Annotated in this window: 15 protein-coding genes; 9 read left to right on the top strand and 6 right to left on the bottom strand. The window is 74.5% G+C overall.

Features of this window, described 5'->3' with window-relative positions; genetic code table 11:
* Window positions 1-76: 76 nt before the first annotated feature.
* Both IO40_RS0112170 and IO40_RS0112165 read left to right on the top strand, forming a co-directional pair.
* Window positions 77-967 carry an alpha/beta fold hydrolase gene (locus tag IO40_RS0112170; RefSeq protein ID WP_016471804.1) on the top strand — a complete coding sequence of 297 codons (891 nt, stop codon included), beginning with the start codon at window positions 77-79 and terminating at the stop codon, window positions 965-967.
* Between the two features lie 434 nt (window positions 968-1,401).
* A complete protein-coding gene (locus IO40_RS0112165) occupies window positions 1,402-2,331 on the top strand; it encodes an NAD(P)-dependent oxidoreductase (RefSeq protein ID WP_031175407.1) in 930 nt (309 codons plus the stop codon).
* Window positions 2,332-2,502: 171 nt separating this feature from the next.
* Here IO40_RS0112165 and IO40_RS0112160 read toward each other — a convergent pair whose 3' ends face one another.
* The 4 genes from IO40_RS0112160 to IO40_RS0112145 all read right to left on the bottom strand — a co-directional run bounded on the left by IO40_RS0112160 (window position 2,503) and on the right by IO40_RS0112145 (window position 8,176).
* Window positions 2,503-4,023 (bottom strand): bifunctional phosphatase PAP2/diacylglycerol kinase family protein, encoded by a 1,521-nt coding sequence (locus IO40_RS0112160; RefSeq protein WP_016471802.1) that lies wholly within the window; start codon window positions 4,021-4,023, stop codon window positions 2,503-2,505.
* A gap of 464 nt (window positions 4,024-4,487) precedes the next feature.
* Window positions 4,488-5,294: a phosphatase PAP2 family protein gene (locus IO40_RS0112155; protein ID WP_031175406.1), complete on the bottom strand. Its 807-nt coding sequence runs from the start codon at window positions 5,292-5,294 to the stop codon at window positions 4,488-4,490.
* A gap of 547 nt (window positions 5,295-5,841) precedes the next feature.
* Complete coding sequence (locus tag IO40_RS0112150) at window positions 5,842-7,035, bottom strand: sensor histidine kinase (RefSeq protein WP_016471800.1); 1,194 nt, start codon at window positions 7,033-7,035, stop codon at window positions 5,842-5,844.
* 244 nt (window positions 7,036-7,279) lie between these two features.
* The gene (locus IO40_RS0112145; RefSeq protein ID WP_031175405.1) at window positions 7,280-8,176 is read right to left on the bottom strand and encodes a response regulator; all 897 of its coding nucleotides are present in this window, start codon (window positions 8,174-8,176) and stop codon (window positions 7,280-7,282) included.
* 248 nt (window positions 8,177-8,424) lie between these two features.
* On the opposite strand from IO40_RS0112145, the gene IO40_RS0112140 reads away from it, so the two are divergent.
* From IO40_RS0112140 to IO40_RS0112115, 6 genes are all read left to right on the top strand, one after another.
* Entirely contained in the window at window positions 8,425-8,868 is a 444-nt protein-coding gene (locus IO40_RS0112140; protein ID WP_016471798.1) for a helix-turn-helix transcriptional regulator, read from the top strand.
* A gap of 10 nt (window positions 8,869-8,878) precedes the next feature.
* A complete protein-coding gene (locus IO40_RS0112135) occupies window positions 8,879-9,289 on the top strand; it encodes a VOC family protein (protein ID WP_031175404.1) in 411 nt (136 codons plus the stop codon).
* Between the two features lie 173 nt (window positions 9,290-9,462).
* Window positions 9,463-11,994: an ATP-binding cassette domain-containing protein gene (locus IO40_RS0112130; protein WP_033229843.1), complete on the top strand. Its 2,532-nt coding sequence runs from the start codon at window positions 9,463-9,465 to the stop codon at window positions 11,992-11,994.
* 109 nt (window positions 11,995-12,103) lie between these two features.
* Window positions 12,104-13,216 (top strand): hypothetical protein, encoded by a 1,113-nt coding sequence (locus tag IO40_RS0112125; RefSeq protein WP_016471795.1) that lies wholly within the window; start codon window positions 12,104-12,106, stop codon window positions 13,214-13,216.
* A 29-nt stretch (window positions 13,217-13,245) separates the two neighbouring features.
* Window positions 13,246-14,655: a hypothetical protein gene (locus IO40_RS0112120; RefSeq protein ID WP_031175402.1), complete on the top strand. Its 1,410-nt coding sequence runs from the start codon at window positions 13,246-13,248 to the stop codon at window positions 14,653-14,655.
* Window positions 14,656-14,776: 121 nt separating this feature from the next.
* A complete protein-coding gene (locus IO40_RS0112115; protein ID WP_051719315.1) occupies window positions 14,777-14,995 on the top strand; it encodes a hypothetical protein in 219 nt (72 codons plus the stop codon).
* Window positions 14,996-15,082: 87 nt separating this feature from the next.
* Here the strand turns inward: IO40_RS0112115 and IO40_RS0112110 are convergent, their stop codons facing one another.
* Together IO40_RS0112110 and IO40_RS0112105 are read right to left on the bottom strand one after the other, a co-directional pair.
* The gene (locus IO40_RS0112110; protein ID WP_031175400.1) at window positions 15,083-15,511 is read right to left on the bottom strand and encodes an arsenate reductase ArsC; all 429 of its coding nucleotides are present in this window, start codon (window positions 15,509-15,511) and stop codon (window positions 15,083-15,085) included.
* Between the two features lie 139 nt (window positions 15,512-15,650).
* Window positions 15,651-16,007 (bottom strand): ArsR/SmtB family transcription factor, encoded by a 357-nt coding sequence (locus IO40_RS0112105; RefSeq protein WP_031175399.1) that lies wholly within the window; start codon window positions 16,005-16,007, stop codon window positions 15,651-15,653.
* A gap of 318 nt (window positions 16,008-16,325) precedes the next feature.
* On the opposite strand from IO40_RS0112105, the gene IO40_RS0112100 reads away from it, so the two are divergent.
* Window positions 16,326-17,720, top strand: coding sequence for an NAD(P)-binding domain-containing protein (locus tag IO40_RS0112100; protein ID WP_031175398.1), 1,395 nt, complete (start codon window positions 16,326-16,328; stop codon window positions 17,718-17,720).
* Window positions 17,721-17,940 lie beyond the last annotated feature (220 nt).

Genomic DNA, 17,940 nt, shown 5'->3' with positions numbered 1-17,940 from the left:
AGTTCTCCGAACAGCGATGAGTTCCGCTGCCCTCGCTCGTCTGTATGTGCGAGTGGCTTCTACGGAGGAGGAACCCATGGCTGTTGTCGAGCGCGTGACCCGCACGGTGGAGGGCGCCGGTGCGACGCTCACCTACGACGTGCACGGCGACCCGGCGGAGGCCGGAGCCGACAACCCGGCACTGCTCCTGGTGGGTTCGCCCATGGAGGCGAGCGGTTTCACCACGCTGGCCTCCCACTTCGCCGACCGTGTCGTGGTCACCTACGACCCGCGCGGCACCGGGCGCTCCCCGCGGACGGACGGCGCCGAGGAGACGACGCCGCAGGAGCACGCGGACGACCTGCGCCGGGTGATCGAGGACCTGGGTGCGGGGCCGGTGGAACTGTTCGGCAGCAGCGGCGGCGCCGTCAACGGGCTGGCACTGGTGGCCGTGCGCCCGGACCTGGTGCGGACGTTCGTGGCGCACGAGCCGCCGGTTCCCGCCGTACTGCCGGACGGCCCGCACGCCCTGGCTGCCTGCGAGGACGTGCACCGGACGTATCTGCGCAGCGGGATGGGGCCCGCGATGGCGAAGTTCATCGCCGTCACCGGCAGGACGGGTCCTTTCCCGGAGAACTGGGCGGACGAGCCGGCGCCGGACCCGGCCGCGTTCGGGCTGCCGACCGAGGACGACGGGCGGCGTGACGACCCCTTGCTGGGGCAGAACATGCGGGCCTGCACGGGCTACCGGCCCGACTTCGAGGCGCTGGCCGCCGCGGCACGGTCCACCCGGATCGTCCTCGCCGTCGGCAAGGAGTCGGAGGGGCAGCTGTGTGCCCGCGCCGCCGCCGCGACCGCCGCGCGGCTCGGCCTGGAACCGGTGGTCTTCCCGAGCCACCACGCGGACTTCCTGGGCGGGGAGTTCGGCCAGCAGGGCGAGCCGGAGGCGTTCGCGGCCACGTTGCGGGAGGTCCTGGCCGCCGGCTGAGGGCGGGCGGGGGCTGCGCGCATGGGTGCGTGCGTTGTGAGCGTTCGAGGGACGAGAGGGGGAAGCCCCGCCCGAGGCTCGGCCCGAAGCTCCGCCCGAGGACCGGCCTGGCCCGAAGCTCCGTCCCAGGCCCGGCCCGGCCTGAGGCCTCCGTCCGAGGCCGGGCCGGGAGTCGGGCGCGAAGCGCGGCCCGAAACCCGGCCCGAAGCCGGGGCCGGGAGCCCGGCCGAAGACCGGCGGCCCGGAGCCGGGGCTGTCAGCCCAGCCCGGCCGAAGCCGGCCCGGGAGCCGCACAGGCAAGCGCCGTTGCGCCGTTGCGCCGTCGCGTCGGCGCGCCGCTGTCGCCGCGGTGCTTTCCGCGCGCCTGCTCGTGCGCGCTGGTGCACCCTGGTGCACGCCCCTTTCCGTGACGTTCGTTCCGACGGAGCACGCCCATGAGCCACAGCCCCGCCCCCACTCCCGAAGGCGCCCCCTCCGACGGTGCTTCCGCCGGACGGCCGGAGGTCGCCGTTCTCGGCACCGGTGTCCTCGGCGCGCCCATCGCCCGCAACCTCAGCCGGAGCGGTTTCCCCGTACGGGCCTGGAACCGCACCGCGAGCAAGGCCGAGGCGCTGGCCGCGGACGGGGTCCGGGCCGCCGCCACCCCCGCCGACGCGGTACGCGGCGCCCGCGTCGTGCTCACCGTCCTCAACGACGGCCCCCGTGTCCTGGAGACCATGCGTGCCGCGGCGCCCGGTCTGGCGCCCGGCACCGTCTGGGCGCAGGTCAGCACGGTGGGGGAGGAGGTCGCCGATCTCGCCGCGTTCGCCGACGAGGCGGGCCTCGTCTTCGTCGACTCACCGGTCCAGGGCACCCGGGAGCCCGCCGAGAACGGGCAACTCGTCGTCCTCGCGGCCGGCCCCGCCGAGGCGCGGGAGACGCTGCGGCCCCTCTTCGACGCCATCGGCAAGCGCACCCTGTGGGTCGCCGACGACGCCGCCGGAGCCGCCCAAGGCGCGGCCTCCCGCCTCAAGCTGGTGCTCAACACCTGGGTGCTGGCCCTGACCACCGGGGTGGGCGAGACGCTGGCCCTCGCCAAGGGGCTGGGAGTGGACCCCGCACACGTCCTCGACGTCGTCACCGGCGGGCCGATGGACAACGCCTACTTCCAGGGCAAGTCCGCCGCGATCATCGACGGCGACTACACCACCAGCTTCGCCGTCGACAACGCCGCCAAGGACGCCCGGCTGGTACTGGCCGCCGCCGAACGGGCCGGCGTACGGATGGACGGCACCGAGGCGGCCCGCCGCCGGCTGGAGCGGGCCGCAGCGCAGGGGCACGGGGAAGAGGACATGGCGGCGGGCTACTTCGCCAGCTTCGACTGAGTCCGGCCGGCGCCGAGGCGCCAGGTGGGCCTGCCCCGGCCCCTTCCCGCCGAGGCGCCAGGGGCCCGCCCGCCCCTCCTCGCAGATGCGCCAGGGGGTCTGCCCGGCCCCCTCCCCGCCGAGGCGCCAAGAGCGGGCCCGTCCGGCCCTCCCCGGCGGGCCCGCTCCCGTTCAGGTCAGGGGGCGACCGCTGAGCCAGGCCGGCAGCGGCCGGTACACGGTCAGTGGCGGGGCGGGCTTGTCGATCAGCAGCGCCGTGGGCGAGGGCGCCGTCTCACCGTCGTACGAGCACAGCGTCCCCTCGGGGATGCCGGACAGGTGGAGCCGGCGCCCGCGCGCAGCCGCGTGCACCGGCGACCGGTGCAGGACGCCCGCGAGGGCCGAGGCCACCAGCCGGGTGCGGGCCCACCGGCCGGCCTTCACCAGGTGGACGTCCAGCATCCCGTCCGCCAGGTTGAAGCGCCGCGCCCCGCCGGGACCGCCACCGAGGGTGTGGTACGAGCAGTTGCCGACGAACAGCAGCCACAGCGACCGGGTGCGCCCGTTGACGCGCGCCTCGAACGGGCGGGAGTGCCGCAGCACGTGCACCGCGGCGACGAGCCCCGCCGCCCACGGGCCGATCCGCTGCCGCCAGCGGTCCCGCACCTCCACCAGATCGCCGTACGCACCCAGGCTGAAGGTGTTCACGAAGAAGCCCGGTTCCGGGGCGGCACCGCCCGCACCGACGGCGCCGCGCGGCGGGGCGAACCGGGCGAGGTCCACCGCTATGGCGTGCCCGTACCCGACCGCGCTCGCCAGATCGGCGCAGCTTCCGATGCCCAGGTCCTGTGCCAGATGGTTGAGGGTGCCGCCGGGCAGCACCGCCAGCGGCACCCGGTACCGGTGCGCCGCGCGGGCCGCCGCGTTCACGGTGCCGTCCCCGCCGAACACGCCCAGCGCGCCGCCCTCCTCCCACGCGCGCCGCGCCTCCCGCTCCAGCAGCTCGGGCAGCGTGCCCGCGTCCGGGTCCCACCGGGTCACCCGCGCGGCCGGCAGCGCCTCGGTGACCTCCTCCACGAACGCCGCCGACCCGGAACCGGGGTTGGCCACCACCGACAGGCCCCGCCCGTCCGGCAGCGCGGGCGCCTCCACCAGCGGCTGGGCCGGCGGCACCCGACGCCGGGCGTCGAGCACGGCCCGCACCCCGAAGGCGGCTGCCGTGCCCAGCGCCGCCCCCACCAGCACGTCGCTCGGGTAGTGGACGCCGGTGTAGACGCGGGAGAACGCCACGGAGGCCGCGACCGGCGCGACCACGGCGCCCCAGCCCCGCGACTCCAGCGCCACGCCCGTGGCGAACGCGGCGGCCGAGGCCGCGTGCCCGGACGGGAACGAGGTGCTGGTCGGCAGCCGTTTCAGCCGCCGCAGCACCGGCACTTCGTCCAGCACCGGACGGCTGCGCCCGAACGCGCCCTTGCCGACGGTGTTGACCAGCGCGGATGTCACCGCCACCGCGACCAGGCCGCGCAGCGCGCCCCGCCGTGCCCGCGGACCGCCCACTCCGGACAGTGCGATGACGGCGGCCGTGCCCGTCCACAGCTTGCTGTGGTCGGCCGTACGGCTCAGTCGCGGCAGCACCCCTTCCGCGCGCGGCCAGTCGGTGACGGCCACCCGGCGGAAGACGGCGCGGTCCCAGTCGCCGAGCCGCTCGCGCACGGCCGCCGCCACTGTTCCGGCCCGCGTTCCGCGCCCTGGTCTCCTGCTTGCCGCCAGGCCGCGGCGGGCCCAGCCCCGGGCAGGCCCTGACCGCCGGTGCGTCGTCATCGGTGCCCCCTCGTTTCCGTCGTCGTGGTCCGGTGCGGTCACCGGGCAGCACCCTTCTGCCCCGTGCGCCCCGGAGCACACCGGACGTGCTGGGGGGAAGCGGCGGATGCGAGGAGACTCACGTACGGCCGAGCCGGAGACGGCCTCGCGGGCGGGGCCGGGACGGGTGTCGGTCTCGGCCGTGGGGGAGGGCCCGGTGTGGGCCTCAGCGTGGGGCGGGGTCCGGTGCGGGTCTCGTCTCGTGGGGCTGGGCCGGCTGTGGGTCTCGGCCATGGGGAAGGGCCCGGTGTGGGCCTCAGCCGTGGGGCGGGGCTGGCTGCGGGTCTCAGCCATGGGGAAGGGCCCCAGCGCGGGCCTCACCCGTGTGTCGGGTCCGCGTGGCGGTTCCGTACCGCGTGCGCCGTGACCACCAGCAGGGCCACCGCCGCGCCCAGCCCCAGTCCGGCCAGCACATCGGTGGGCCAGTGCACCCCCAGATGGACGCGGCTGTAGCCGCACAGCACGCACAGCAGGCCCGCCCCCGTCCACATGCTCAGCCGCGCGGCGCGGGAGCGGAGCCGGGCCGCACACACGTACGCCAGGACCAGCAGCACCGCCGTGGCGACCACCGTGTGCCGGGACGGGAAACCGAACCCCTCCTCGGACACCTGCCACAGCTTCGCCGGAGGCCGGGACCGGTCCGTCAGCTCCTTCGCCGCGGTCGACGCCAGGGCCGCGAGCGCTCCCGTGGCGCCGACCAGCACCACCGGCAGCCAGGAGCCGGCCCGCCACGAGATCCACAGCGCCACCAGCACCGAGACGACGAGCAGCGGCAGCTCCGACACGTCCGACACCACCTGCATCGGCCCGTCCAGCACGGCCGGCCGGTGCCGCACCGCCTCGCCCATCAGCGGCCGGTCCAGGAACCCCGCCTCCGCCGTCAGCACCAGGTACGCCACCGCGGCGAACACCAGCACGCTCGCGAGCAGGCCCGCGCCGAGCGGGACCAGCGGCGACCGCCGGGCCCGCCCACCGTGCCGTCTCACCTCGCTGCCCGCCGGCACCGGTACCGGCACGGGTGCCAGGTGCCGCAGCAGCCCGCGGGGGTCCAGCTGCTCCGGGGGGCCGCCGACTGCGGACGGTTCGCTCTCTTCCGGGGATTCCACAGGGTGCTGCCCGCTCATCGGTGGGCTCCTTATACGGCGTACGGCGTGGGGCTTACGGCAGAAAGAGACGGCCTCCGGCCCCTGGGTCCCCGGCGCCCGGAGTGGCTGGGCTGCGTACGGCTGTGCGAGGGCGGCGCGGGCGGATGGGGGCCGGTCAGGGCCTCGCCCCCAGTACAACGGTGCCCCGCCCACCGTGCGAGCCGTACGCCGCTGGGCGGGTGGCGGGGACGGCCATGCCGGTGGGGCTCGTGGGTGAGTGGGGCTCGCGTGTGGGTGGGGCTCGCGTGTGGTGGGCCGCGGAGGTGAGCGGGCCTCTTACGCCAGTGGGCCACACGGGGCTGCGGACAACGCACTCCGCGGGTCGCGCGTCTGTGGGCCTCCTGCGCCTGTGCGCCTCCGGTGTCTGTGGGCCTCCTGCGTCTGGGGGCCCCAGTGCCTGTGGGCCCCCAGTGCCTGTGGGCCACCCGCCGCCCGTGGGCCACCCGCCGCCCGCGGGTCCCACCCTCCTGCGGGCCTCATACGCCGGCTGGCCTCACAGCCCAGCCGGCCTCACACCCCGCGAACCTCAGACCCCCGCCACGCCCGTCCGCGTCCCGGCCGGGAACTGGGCCGCCACCAGGAACCCGCCGTCCCCCGTCGGCCCCGCCAGGAAAGTGCCGCCCAGCAGCAGGGCGCGCTCCCGCAGCCCCAGCAGGCCGTGTCCGCCACCGGGCAGTGACGGCTCGTCACCGGACGGCAGCGCGCCCGACACCGTGTCCCGCTCGGGCGGCGGGCCGTTGCGCACCGTCACCGTCAGCTGCTCGGCCGCCCGCACGGTGACGTGCACCCGCGCACCCGGCGCGTGCTTGCCGACATTCGTCAGAGCCTCTTGAACGGTGCGGTAGGCCGCCCGTTCCACCGCCTCCGGCCACGCCGCCCCGCCCTCCGCGTCCTCGGGGAGCGCCGGGAGATCGAGTGTGACGGGCAGCCCGGACCCCTCCGTCAGCGCGGGCAGGTCGCACAGCCTCGGCTGCGGGGCCAGCCCCGGCGGCGCCCCGCTGCCCGACCGCAGCGCGCCGACCATGTGCCGCAGCTCCGTCAGCGTCTTGACGGCCAGTTCCCGCACCGTACGGGCCAGCTCCCGCGACGTACCGTCCTGGCACGTCATCTGGAGCGCACCCGCCTGCACGCTGATCAGACTCACCTGGTGCGCCACCACGTCGTGCATCTCCCGCGCCAGCCGCGCCCGCTCGGTGATCACCGCCCGCTCGGCCAGCAGCTCCGCCTCCCGGTGCCGGCTGACGGTCAGCTCCCGGACCCGCTCCCGCAGCTCCCGCCGCGTCCGCGCCCACCGTCCGGACACCGCCGGCACCACGGCCTGGACGCAGGAGTCCACCATGTCGAGCAGGTCCTCACGGTCGGCGGTCGGCGTGAACCCGTCCAGTGGATAGGGCAGGTAGTGCGCCACCGCCAGCGCCACGGCCCCGGCGACAGCCAGCACGTTGCTGCGGCGTCGCGCCGTCACCGTGTAGAGGGCGATCATCGGCGCGAACCAGATGTACCCCACGTAGATCCCCACCAGGGACACCACGAACACCGGCACCGGCGCCCGCCACCGCACCAGCAGTGCCAGCGCCGCCGCGAGCGACACCCACAGCTCCAGTCCGGGCCGTACCCCGTTCACCAGGAAGGCGTCGGCCAGCCCGAGCGCGACGGGGACCCCCAGCGCGACCCACTGGCGCGATACGGAGGAGCCCTCCGCGGGGACGGCGGACAGCATGAAGCGGACGGGACATGGCAGTACGGATTTCCTGAGAGCGGGACAGGGGCCGGGACCGGAGCAGGGACAGGGACCGGACAGGGGCCGGCGGGGGACAGGGACCGGGAGGGACAGGGGCAGGGACCGGGACGGGTCGGGGGGTCGGGACGGGGAAGCGGGGCGGAGGACGCCGGCAGCGGCCCGCCGACGGGCGGAGGGACGGGCGGGCGGAAACCGGCACGGGGGCCGGGCCCCGTTCACCTGCTCACGGCGTGCCGTCCGGTGAGCTTCCCCCGGCGGTCCCCTGGGCGGTCTTCCCGGCGGTCCCCTGGGCGGTTTCCCCGGTGGTCCTCTGGGCGGTTTCCCCGGTCGTCTCCTGGGCGGTTTCCCCGGCCGTCCCCCGGGCGACCTCCCCGGTGTCGCGGGAGCCGCGCGGGGGAGCCCCGCCGCTTGCGGACGGCCGGCGCCCGGCTGCGGCCCGGGCGGTGCGCCCGTCCGGTGCGGACGGGTGGGAGGGCACCTGCCCCACGAGACCGGCGCGGTCGGCGATGACGGCGGCCTGGACCCGGTTGAGGCCGCCCAGCTTGCCGAGGAGCGCGCTGACGTGGTCCTTGACGGTGCCGTGCGCCAGATCGAGCCGTTGGGCGATCTCCCCGTTCGACAGGCCCTCGCCCACCAGGGCCAGCACCTGCCGCTCCCGCGCCGTGAGGGTGGCCACCCCGCGCGCGGCCTCCTCGTCGGGACGGTGCCCCAGATAGCCGCCGATGACGGCCGGGGTCACCCCGGGCGAGAGCACCCGGCCGCCGTCGGCGAGCACCCGCACGGCGTGCACCAGCTGTTCGGGCGCGGTGTCCTTGAGCAGGAACCCGGCGGCACCCTCGTGCAGGGCGGTCCCCAGGTACTCCTCGGCGTCGAAGGTCGTCAGCATGGCGGTACGGGGTGCACCGGGCACGTCACGCAGCCGGCGCAGCACGGTCAGCCCGTCGACGTCCGGCATCCGGATGTCCAGCAGCAGCACGTCGGGCCGGTGCTCCAGCACGGCCGCGACGGCCTCGCCCCCGCCGCAGGCGGCGACGACCTCGATGTCGGGTGCCGTGCCCAGGATCAGCCGCAGCCCGGAACGCACCAGTTCCTCGTCGTCCACGACCACGACCCGGATCACTGCCGCGCTCCTCGCGTTCGGTCCTCGGCCCTCCCCGGGCCCTCGGACCCCGTTCCCTGACACCTCCCACCCTCCGACCGAGGCTACGGCAGGGCGGCGGACGGCCGGGTGCGACCTGGAGAGGAGATACCCCGGTCTGCACCCCGCCGACCGGCGGGGGTTCACGAACACCGTGACGGGGGCGTCACCGGCCGCCCATACGGGACGTATCACCGCACGCGTGTCGCATTCCGTGGCACTATCCACGCGTGAGCAGCAGACCCGCCGCCGAGCAGCGCCTGAGCGACCTCGCACGACTGCGCCGCGTCCGCGACCGGATCGACCGGGAGTACGCGCAGCCGCTGGACGTCGAGGCCCTCGCGCGCGGCGTGAACATGTCCGCCGGGCACCTCAGCCGGCAGTTCCGGCAGGCGTACGGCGAATCCCCGTACAGCTATCTGATGACGCGGCGCATCGAACGTGCGATGGCGCTGCTGCGCCGGGGCGACCTCAGCGTCACCGAGGTCTGCTTCGCGGTCGGCTGCGCCTCCCTGGGCACCTTCAGCACGCGTTTCACCGAACTGGTCGGCATGCCGCCCGGTGCCTACCGCCGCCGGGCGGAGCAGGCCGACGGGGAGCTGCCCTCGTGCGTGACGAAACAGGTCACCAGACCGGTCAGGAATCGAGAAGCGCGGCGCACCGAGCCTGACTAGCGTTCGAGTCATGGACCTCACCATTCACTCGGCCTTCCTCCCGCACGAGGACCCGGAAGCATCCCTGGCCTTCTACCGCGACACCCTCGGCTTCGAGGTGCGCAGCGACGTCGGCAGCGGCACCATGCGCTGGATCACGCTCGGTCCCGCCGGCGGGACCGGTACCTCACTGGTGCTGCACCCGCCGGCCGCCGACCCCGGCGTCACCGAGGACGAGCGCCGCGCCATCGCCGAGATGATGGCCAAGGGCACCTACGCCATGATCATCCTCTCCACGAAGGACCTCGAAGGCACCTTCGACCGGGTGCAGGCGAGCGGCGCCGAGGTCGTCCAGGAGCCGACCGAGCAGCCGTGGGGTGTGCGCGACTGCGCCTTCCGCGACCCCGGGGGCAACATGGTCCGCATCAACGAGCAGCGCTGAGCCCCACCGGACGCCCCTCCGACGGGGCCGGGCTGCGACCGTCGCCCCGGCCCCGTCCGGACGGGCGGCGTCACCGAGCGCATGCGCGCTCGGCGTCCCACCGTGCCGACCGTCCGCCCGCCGCCCGGGGGCGGCCCGACGACCTGCCCGCCCCGCACAGGAGACGACCGACGATGAGCGAAACCCCGAACACCACCACGCGACCGGCCGCACACCCGGAGGCCGCACGGAAGGCCCCGGCGAGCACGGCGTCGGAGACACCGGCGAACACCGCACCGGAGGCCCCGGCGAGCATCGCCCCCACTGCGCAGCCGGATGCGGCCGGGCCGCACGCCGCCGGCAGCCACGCCGCCGACAGCCATGACGTGATCCGGGTGCACGGCGCACGGGAGAACAACCTCAAGGACGTCAGCATCGAGATCCCCAAGCGCCGGCTGACGGTGTTCACCGGTGTCTCCGGATCGGGCAAGAGCTCACTGGTGTTCGACACGATCGCCGCCGAGTCGCAGCGGCTGATCAACGAGACGTACAGCGCCTTCGTGCAGGGCTTCATGCCCTCGCAGTCCCGCCCGGAGGCGGACGTCCTCGACGGGCTGACGACGGCGATCATCGTCGACCAGCGGCGGATGGGCGCCGATCCGCGCTCCACGGTCGGCACCGCCACCGACGCCAACGCCATGCTGCGGGTCCTCTTCAGCAGACTGGGGCAGCCGCACATCGGCCCGCCCGGTGCCTTCGCCTTCAATGTGCCCTCGGTGAAGGCGAGCGGCGCGATGACGGTCGAGCGCGGCGACAAGAAGGCCACCAAGGTGACCTTCAGCCGCACCGGCGGCATGTGCGTGCGCTGCGAGGGCCGGGGCACGGTCACCGACATCGACCTGGCCGAGCTGTACGACGAGACCAAGTCGCTCTCCGAGGGCGCGATCACCGTGCCCGGCTACAAGGCGGGCGGCTGGAACCACCGCCTCTACAGCAGCTCGGGCCTCTTCCCCGCGGACAAGCCGATCCGCGACTTCACCGAGGCCGAGCTCCACGACTTCCTCCGGCGCGAGCCGACCCGGATGAAGATCGAGGGCATCAACATGACCTACGAGGGTCTGATCCCGCGCATCCGCAAATCGCTGCTGGCCAAGGACCGGGAAACCATGCAGCCGCACATCAGGGAGTTCGTGGACCGGGCGGTCACCTACACCGACTGCCCCGCCTGCGACGGCACCCGGCTCAGCGACGCGGCGCGCTCGTCGAAGATCGACGGCATCAGCATCGCGGACGCCTGCGCGATGCAGATCAGCGATCTGGCCGCCTGGGTCGGCGGCCTCGACGAGCCGTCGGTGGCCCCGCTGCTCACCACGCTGCGGCAGACCCTCGACTCGTTCGTGGAGATCGGGCTCGGCTACCTCTCCCTCGACCGCCCGGCCGGCACCCTGTCGGGCGGCGAGGCGCAGCGCGTCAAGATGATCCGGCACCTCGGCTCCTCGCTCACCGACGTCACCTACGTCTTCGACGAGCCGACGGTCGGGCTCCACCCGCACGACATCCAGCGGATGAACGACCTGCTGCTGCGGCTGCGGGACAAGGGCAACACCGTGCTCGTCGTCGAGCACAAGCCGGAGACGATCGCGATAGCCGACCACGTCGTCGACCTCGGCCCGGGCGCCGGGTCGGCGGGCGGCACCGTCTGCTTCGAGGGCACCGTCGAGGGGCTGCGCGACAGCGGCACCCTCACCGGCCGTCACCTCGACGACCGTGCCGCGCTCAAGAAGTCGGTACGGACACCCACCGGGGCACTCAAGGTCCGCGGGGCGACGGCCCACAACGTGCGCGGCGTGGACCTGGACATCCCCCTCGGGGTGCTGGTCGCCGTCACCGGGGTCGCCGGTTCCGGCAAGAGTTCGCTCCTGCACGCGGCGCTGAAGCAGCAGCCGCAGTCCGCCGGCGAGGCCGTCATCTCGATCGACCAGAGCCCGATCCGCGGCTCCCGGCGGAGCAACCCGGCCACCTACACCGGGCTGCTCGACCCGATCCGCAAGGCGTTCGCGAAGGCCAACGGGGTCAAGCCGGCCCTCTTCAGCGCCAACTCCGAGGGCGCCTGCCCCACCTGCGGCGGCGTCGGCGTCGTCTACACCGACCTGGCGATGATGGCCGGCGTGGCCACCACCTGCGAGGACTGCGAGGGCAGGCGGTACCAGGCCGCGGTGCTGGAACACCGTCTCGGCGGCCGGGACATCAGCGAGGTGCTGGCCATGCCGGTGGCCGAGGCCGAGGAGTTCTTCGCCGCCGGCGAGGCCCGTACCCCGGCCGCCCACCGCATCCTGCGCGGCCTCGCCGACGTCGGACTCGGCTACCTCACCCTCGGCCAGCCGCTGACGACCCTGTCGGGCGGCGAACGGCAGCGGCTCAAGCTGGCCACCCACATGTCCGCCAAGGGCGGCGTCTACGTCCTGGACGAGCCGACCGCCGGCCTCCACCTCGCCGACGTCGAGCAGCTCCTCGCCCTCCTCGACCGCCTCGTAGAAGGCGGCAAGTCCGTCATCGTCATCGAGCACCACCAGGCGGTCATGGCACACGCCGACTGGATCATCGACCTCGGCCCGGGCGCCGGCCACGACGGTGGCCGCATCGTCTTCGAGGGCACCCCCGCCGACCTCGTCACCACCCGCCCCACCCTCACGGGCCACCACCTGGCGGAGTACGTCGGCGCGTGACCGGGCCGGCGCCCTGCTCTTCGAACGCGAGTTCAAGGGTGGGTAGGCTCCTCGGTCTGTCGCCGTCGGCGGCGGGGAACGGACCCGGGACGGGAGGGAGGGGAGCGGCGTGGCCCCGAGCGCGCGGACGCCCCGGCACCGCGTGGTGCTCGTGCTCGTGTCGGTGCTCGTCCTGCTGGGCGGCGCGACGCTGGCGGCGTACGCGACGCGAACCGGCCCCTTCGCGAAGGACGGTTACTGCTGGGGCGCCTGGTCCGAGGACGGCGGACCCGGGGTGCTCGGTGACGATTACGCGCGGGCCGCCGAGACGTACGGCACGCCGGGACGTGGCGAGGCGGCCACCTGCGTCGTGGCGTTCGGCGCGCCCGGCACCGAGGAGATGCGGACCCCCGACACCGGCCTGCACGGTGCGGCACCAGGGGCGCGGGAGGGCACCAGGGGCCAGCGGCTGGTGGCCCGCGTCGGTCCGCCGCCCCGCGCGACGGGCGGCCCGCGCCGGGCGTGGCTGGCCGAGGCGCTGCCCGGGAGCGCCGCGCCGCTGCCCGACGGGCTCCCCGGCGTCGCGGGCCGCGACCACGGCACGCTCGTGCTGCCCGAGGAGTGCGACACCGGGCACGTGCCCCTGGTGGTCACCGTGCGGGCGGACGGCGGCGCGATCGAGCTCGGCCCGGAGCAGGACGTCGCCCAGTTGCTGCTGTCCCTGGCGAAGACGGCCCGGGAGAAGGCGGGCTGCGCCGAAGGGCCGCCCATGCGGTTCACGACCCCCGTACGGACGGCACCGGGCGAGGAGAGCTACGACGAGGGACGCCCGGCGTGCCGCGTTCCCGGGCTCCGGCTCGCACCGCGGCGCGGCGACGTCAGGGGATACGCCGGCGCGATCGGGGACCGCCTCCAGTCCTGTTCCCTCGAACTGACCGACAAGGACGGGGACGTCACCGCGCGGGGCCACTTCGTGTTGACGTCGCACCCCCGGCTGGTACCGCTCTTCGCGGGGATGGCGGGCGGTAAGTCGCCGGGCGCGGGATGGCGGGGCAACGGCCGGATCGAGGGCGGCGACGGGCTGGTGACCGCCGAGTGCCGGGGCCGCCCCACCGTCTTCCACCTGCACCTGGACGGCCCGCTGGCCAGGGCGGCGACCCCGGACACCCGGGCCGTGTTCGCGCGGGCCGCCGACTCCGTGACCGAACGCCTCGGCTGCCCGCCCGTGGGGCCGCGCGGATGACCGGGGCCGACTCCTAGGGAAAGAGCGACATGAACGACAAGCCGGAGGACACCGGGGCCGGAAGCGAGCCCGGGGGGAGGGACATCCCGGAGGAGCCCGGAGCCTCCCGGCCGGACGAGGGGGAGGCGCATTCCCCGGGCCGTCCGGGCCCCGAGGCGGCGGCAGCCGAACCGCCGGCAGCCGAACCGCCGGCAGCCGAACCGCCGGCAGCCGAACCGCCGAGGGCCGAGGCACCGGGTAACAAAGCCCCGGCCCCCGGCGAGCAGCGGCCCTCCACCCCCGAATCCCCCGGGCGCCTGCGCCGACTGGCCCGCAGCCGGGGCGGCACGGCCGTCATCGGCGCGCTCGTCGGCGCACTGCTCGGCACCGGCGTCATGGCCTGGCGCGCCGACGAACTGCCCTTCCTGCAACGGGACATGTGCTGGGGCTCCCTGTCTCCCCAGGTCGCGGGGGCGCTGTTCTCCGACACGGATGTCCGCAGCGAGGAGCTGCCGCTGCGCCGGGCGACGGAGGACCCGATGCACACGGAGTGCAGCATGCAGGGCTTCGGCGCCGATGAGCTGGAGTCGGAGGTCACCGCTTCGGTACGGACGCTGGGGGAGCTGAAGGGCGCCCAGGCGTGGGACTGGACGAGGCAGTACCTCTCCTCCCGTATGACCCCGCTGGGCGGCGACATCACCGGCATGGCGTCCTCCCAGCGCGCCTGGGTGGCGCTCCCCACCAGCTGTCACGAACGGTCGTACGAGCCGGGCGAGGACCCGCCGTTGCGGGTGGTCACGCTCGCCTCGGGGGCGTCCGACCCCGACTACGTGAACGAGGTGGACGCGCGCCGGGGCCTCGACGCGATGTCCCGCGCGGTGGTTCGGCTGGCCAACGGAATCATGGAACGGTACGGCTGCGAGGGCGGCTACCCCGACCCTCCGAAACTGCCGGGGCCGCCGGAGGGGAAGAGCGTCAAGGCGTTGGACGACGACCGGCTGTGCGGCCTCGAGGGCGTCGAACTGCCCGGGTGGGCGCGCGGCAAGGACGTGTCCGCCGTACGCACCACACCGGGCACGAAGCCGGACGGGCCCGTCCGGGGCGGCGTCCGCTCGTGCGACGTGGGGCGGCCCTTCGGCCTGGACACGCTCCGGCTGACGACCGTCACGGACCCGCAACTGGCGGCCGTCGTCTCCCGGGTGCTCGGCCGGCGGGCCGACCGCCTCGGCGGTGACGGCGAGGGCGCCCACGCGGGCGGACTCAGCGTCTACACGGCGGACTGCCAGCGGGGCCGCGCCGCGTTCGTGGCATGGGACAAGGAACCCGAGGAGGGGGACGACACGCCCCCCGACCCCCGCTCACCGGGCCTGGCCGTACTCCCCTCGTACGTCAAGTCCGAGGCCCGGCACGCGGGATGCGGCGACGTGGAGGTGAAGGTGCCGCGCACACCCACGTTGTGAGGATGCCGCCGGTAACCGCCGTCACCGCGGGCGTGCTCCTGGCAGGATCCGCCTCATGGGTAGGGAAGAACGCGCCGAGGGGCCGCCGGAACGGAGCCGTGGGGCAGCCACTCGCGGGCCGGTGGCGGAGAGAATCCTGATCTCGCCCAACGGTATGGCGCACTTGCCGGACAAGTGCAACCACCATCCGGACATCGGGCACGCCGAAGCAGGGTGGGGCTGGGTCATGTGGCCCGGCGAAGGTGTCTGGGGCCTGATCAGCGAACAGCGTCCACTGCGGGCCACGCACGGCAGGACCGACCGCATCGCCCGGGTGCGGTGCCGTCACTGCGTGGGCTGAGAGACCGCGGAGTCCGGGGGAGGGCCGTACGGTGGGCGGCGCCCGGCCCCTTGCAGGCGCCGCCGGTCGGCTCGGCGTCGTACCCGCTCACGCCGTGGGTGCGGGTCCCGCCGCGTCGATCTCGGCGACCAGTGCCTCGACGCGGGTCCTGATCGCGTCACGGATGGGGCGCACGGCTTCCACGCCCCTGCCCGCGGGGTCTTCCAGTTCCCAGTCGAGGTACGTCCTGCCGGGGAAGACCGGGCAGGCGTCGCCGCAGCCCATGGTGATGACGTAGTCGGAAGTCTGGACGGCCTCGGTGGTCAGGACCTTCGGCCGGTGACCGGAGATGTCGATGCCGACCTCCCGCATCGCCTCGACCGCGGCGGGGTTGACCCGGTCCGCGGGGACCGAGCCGGCCGAGCGGACCTCGACGCGGTCGCCCGCGAGGTGGGTGAGGAACCCGGCGGCCATCTGCGAGCGTCCGGCGTTGTGCACGCAGACGAACAGGACGGACGCGGCGGGTGTGGAGGGCATCGGTTCGTCCTTCGTGAATCGGCTCGGCCGGTGGTACCCGCGCAAGGGCGGCGGACCGGTGGGAAGCGGGCGGGGGCCGCGTGCTCGACGGGTCGGTCCTGGGGCCCGGGGTTCGACGTCGGGTGTCGGGTGTCGGGCGTCAGGCGGCTGACGGTGTGGTCGCCAGGATCTGGCCCATCGCGGCGAGTACGGAGGGAGCCACGCGGTAGTAGACCCAGGTGCCGCGGCGTTCGGAGAGGAGCAGCCCGGCTTCTTTCAGCTTCTTCAAGTGGTGGGAGACCGTGGGCTGGGAGACGCCGACGTCGGAGATGTCGCACACGCACGCCTCGCCGCCTGGGTGGGAGGCGACTGCTGAGAACAGTCGCAGCCGCACCGGGTCGCCGAGCGCCTTGAACATCCGCGCGGCGGTCTCGGACTCCTCGACGGTCATGGGGCGCTCGGTCACCGGTGGGCAGCAGGGCAGCACCTCGGCCGACGGCCGGCTCGTCTTCGGCATAGCTCTATTTTGACACGGGTCGAAACAGCGAGCCAGGGTCGACGGGGAGCGTGATCGCTCGGCGCACTGCTTCGATAGCTGTCTATGTTGACGTCCGTCGAATCAAGTGTGATGCTGACAGGGCAAGAGGATAGACAGGCATCGAAACAGAGGTGCTCGGCAGCACGGCCGCCCTGTGCACACCGCCGCCGCTGCAACGGCCTGCCGTTCCCGGGCCGGCGCCGGAGTACGCGGTGGCTGCCCGTACCGCAGGCCGGCGGCCCTGTCCCGCCGCGGCCCGTGCCGGCCCACGCACCGAACCCTGGAGGAAACCCAGTCATGAGCGTCCAGCAGCTCCCCGTCGTGGTGATCGGAGCCGGGCCGGTCGGCCTGGCCGCCGCCGCGCATCTGATCGGGCAGGGCGTCGAGCCCCTCGTCCTGGAGGCCGGCCCGGTCGCCGGAGCAGCCGTACGGGAGTGGTCCCACGTCAGGCTGTTCTCCCCCTGGGGCGAGGTGACCGACCCCGCGGCCGAGAAGCTGCTGGCGCCCACCGGGTGGGTCAGGCCCGACGCGACCGCGTACCCCTCCGGCGGTGACTGGGCGGAGCAGTACCTCCAGCCGCTCGCCGAGGCCCTCGGGGAGCGGGTCCGCTTCGGTGCCACGGTCACCGGCGTCTCCCGCGTCGGACGCGACCGCGTCGTGGACGCCGGCCGCGAGGCACAGCCCTACGTCGTCCACCTCCGGTACGCCGACGGGAACGAGGCGCGCGTCACCGCCCGCGCGGTGATCGACGCCTCCGGCACCTGGCGCACCCCCGGCCCCGCAGGCGGCAGCGGCCTGCCCGCCCTCGGCGAGAGCGCGGCGGCCGAACGCATCACGTACCGCGTACCGGACCTCGACGACCCCGCCGTACGGGCGCGCTACGCGGGCAGGCGCACCGCGGTCATCGGCTCGGGCGCCTCCGCCTTCACCGCCCTCGCCGGCCTGGCCCGCCTCGCCGGGACGGAAGAGGGTGCCGGCACCAGGGCGGTGTGGGTCCTGCGCCGGGTCATCTCCGACTCCACTTTCGGCGGCGGCGAGGCCGACCAACTGCCCGCCCGCGGCGCCCTCGGCCTCGCGGCGAAGGCCGCCGTGGACGACGGACATGCCGAAGCCGTCACCGGGTTCCGCACCGACGTGATCGACCGGGAGGCCGACGGCCGACTGGTGCTGGTCTCCGAGGACGGCAGCCGCCTCGACCCGGTGGACGAGGTGATCGTGCTCACCGGCTTCCGCCCCGACCTGTCGTTCCTCTCCGAACTCCGCCTCGGCCTGGACGAACGCCTCCAGGCGCCGGTGGCCTTGGCGCCGCTGATCGACCCCAACGTGCACTCCTGCGGCACCGTCTACCCGCACGGCCACCGTGAGTTGTCCCACCCCGAACAAGGCGTCTACCTGGTCGGCATGAAGTCCTACGGCCGCGCGCCGACGTTCCTGGCGATGACCGGCTACGAACAGGTCCGCTCGGTGGCCGCCGCCCTCGCCGGGGACATCGAGTCGGCCGACCGCGTGCAACTGACCCTGCCGGAGACCGGAGTGTGCGGCGGCGCCGGCCTCTTCGACGCCCCGGAAACCGATCCGACCGCCGCGGGCGGCTGCTGCGCCCCGCCACCCGAGACGGCCCACCACGCCGCCCCGACCCCGCCGCCGGCCACCGTCGCGGAAACACCGTCGGGCGGCTGCTGCGGTTCGTGACGGACAGCGCCGGACGGGTGAGCGAAGCCAGACGAGAGCTGGGATCAGGCAGGCCAGCACCCAACTGCTGGGGAATCTGCGCCCGGCGAGGTCCCGGTCACCGGGGCGGGGTGCACGAACCGGACTGAGCGGGACCACTGTGTGACCTGCGGGCGAGCGCGAGCGTTGCAGCCGATGAAGGGCGTGATACCGCATGAGCCGTTCAGATTTCATTTCACCT

The sequence above is a fragment of the Streptomyces albus subsp. albus genome, assembly GCF_000725885.1.
GTDB lineage: Bacteria > Actinomycetota > Actinomycetes > Streptomycetales > Streptomycetaceae > Streptomyces > Streptomyces albus.
This window is presented reverse-complemented; position numbering and strand designations above follow the sequence as displayed.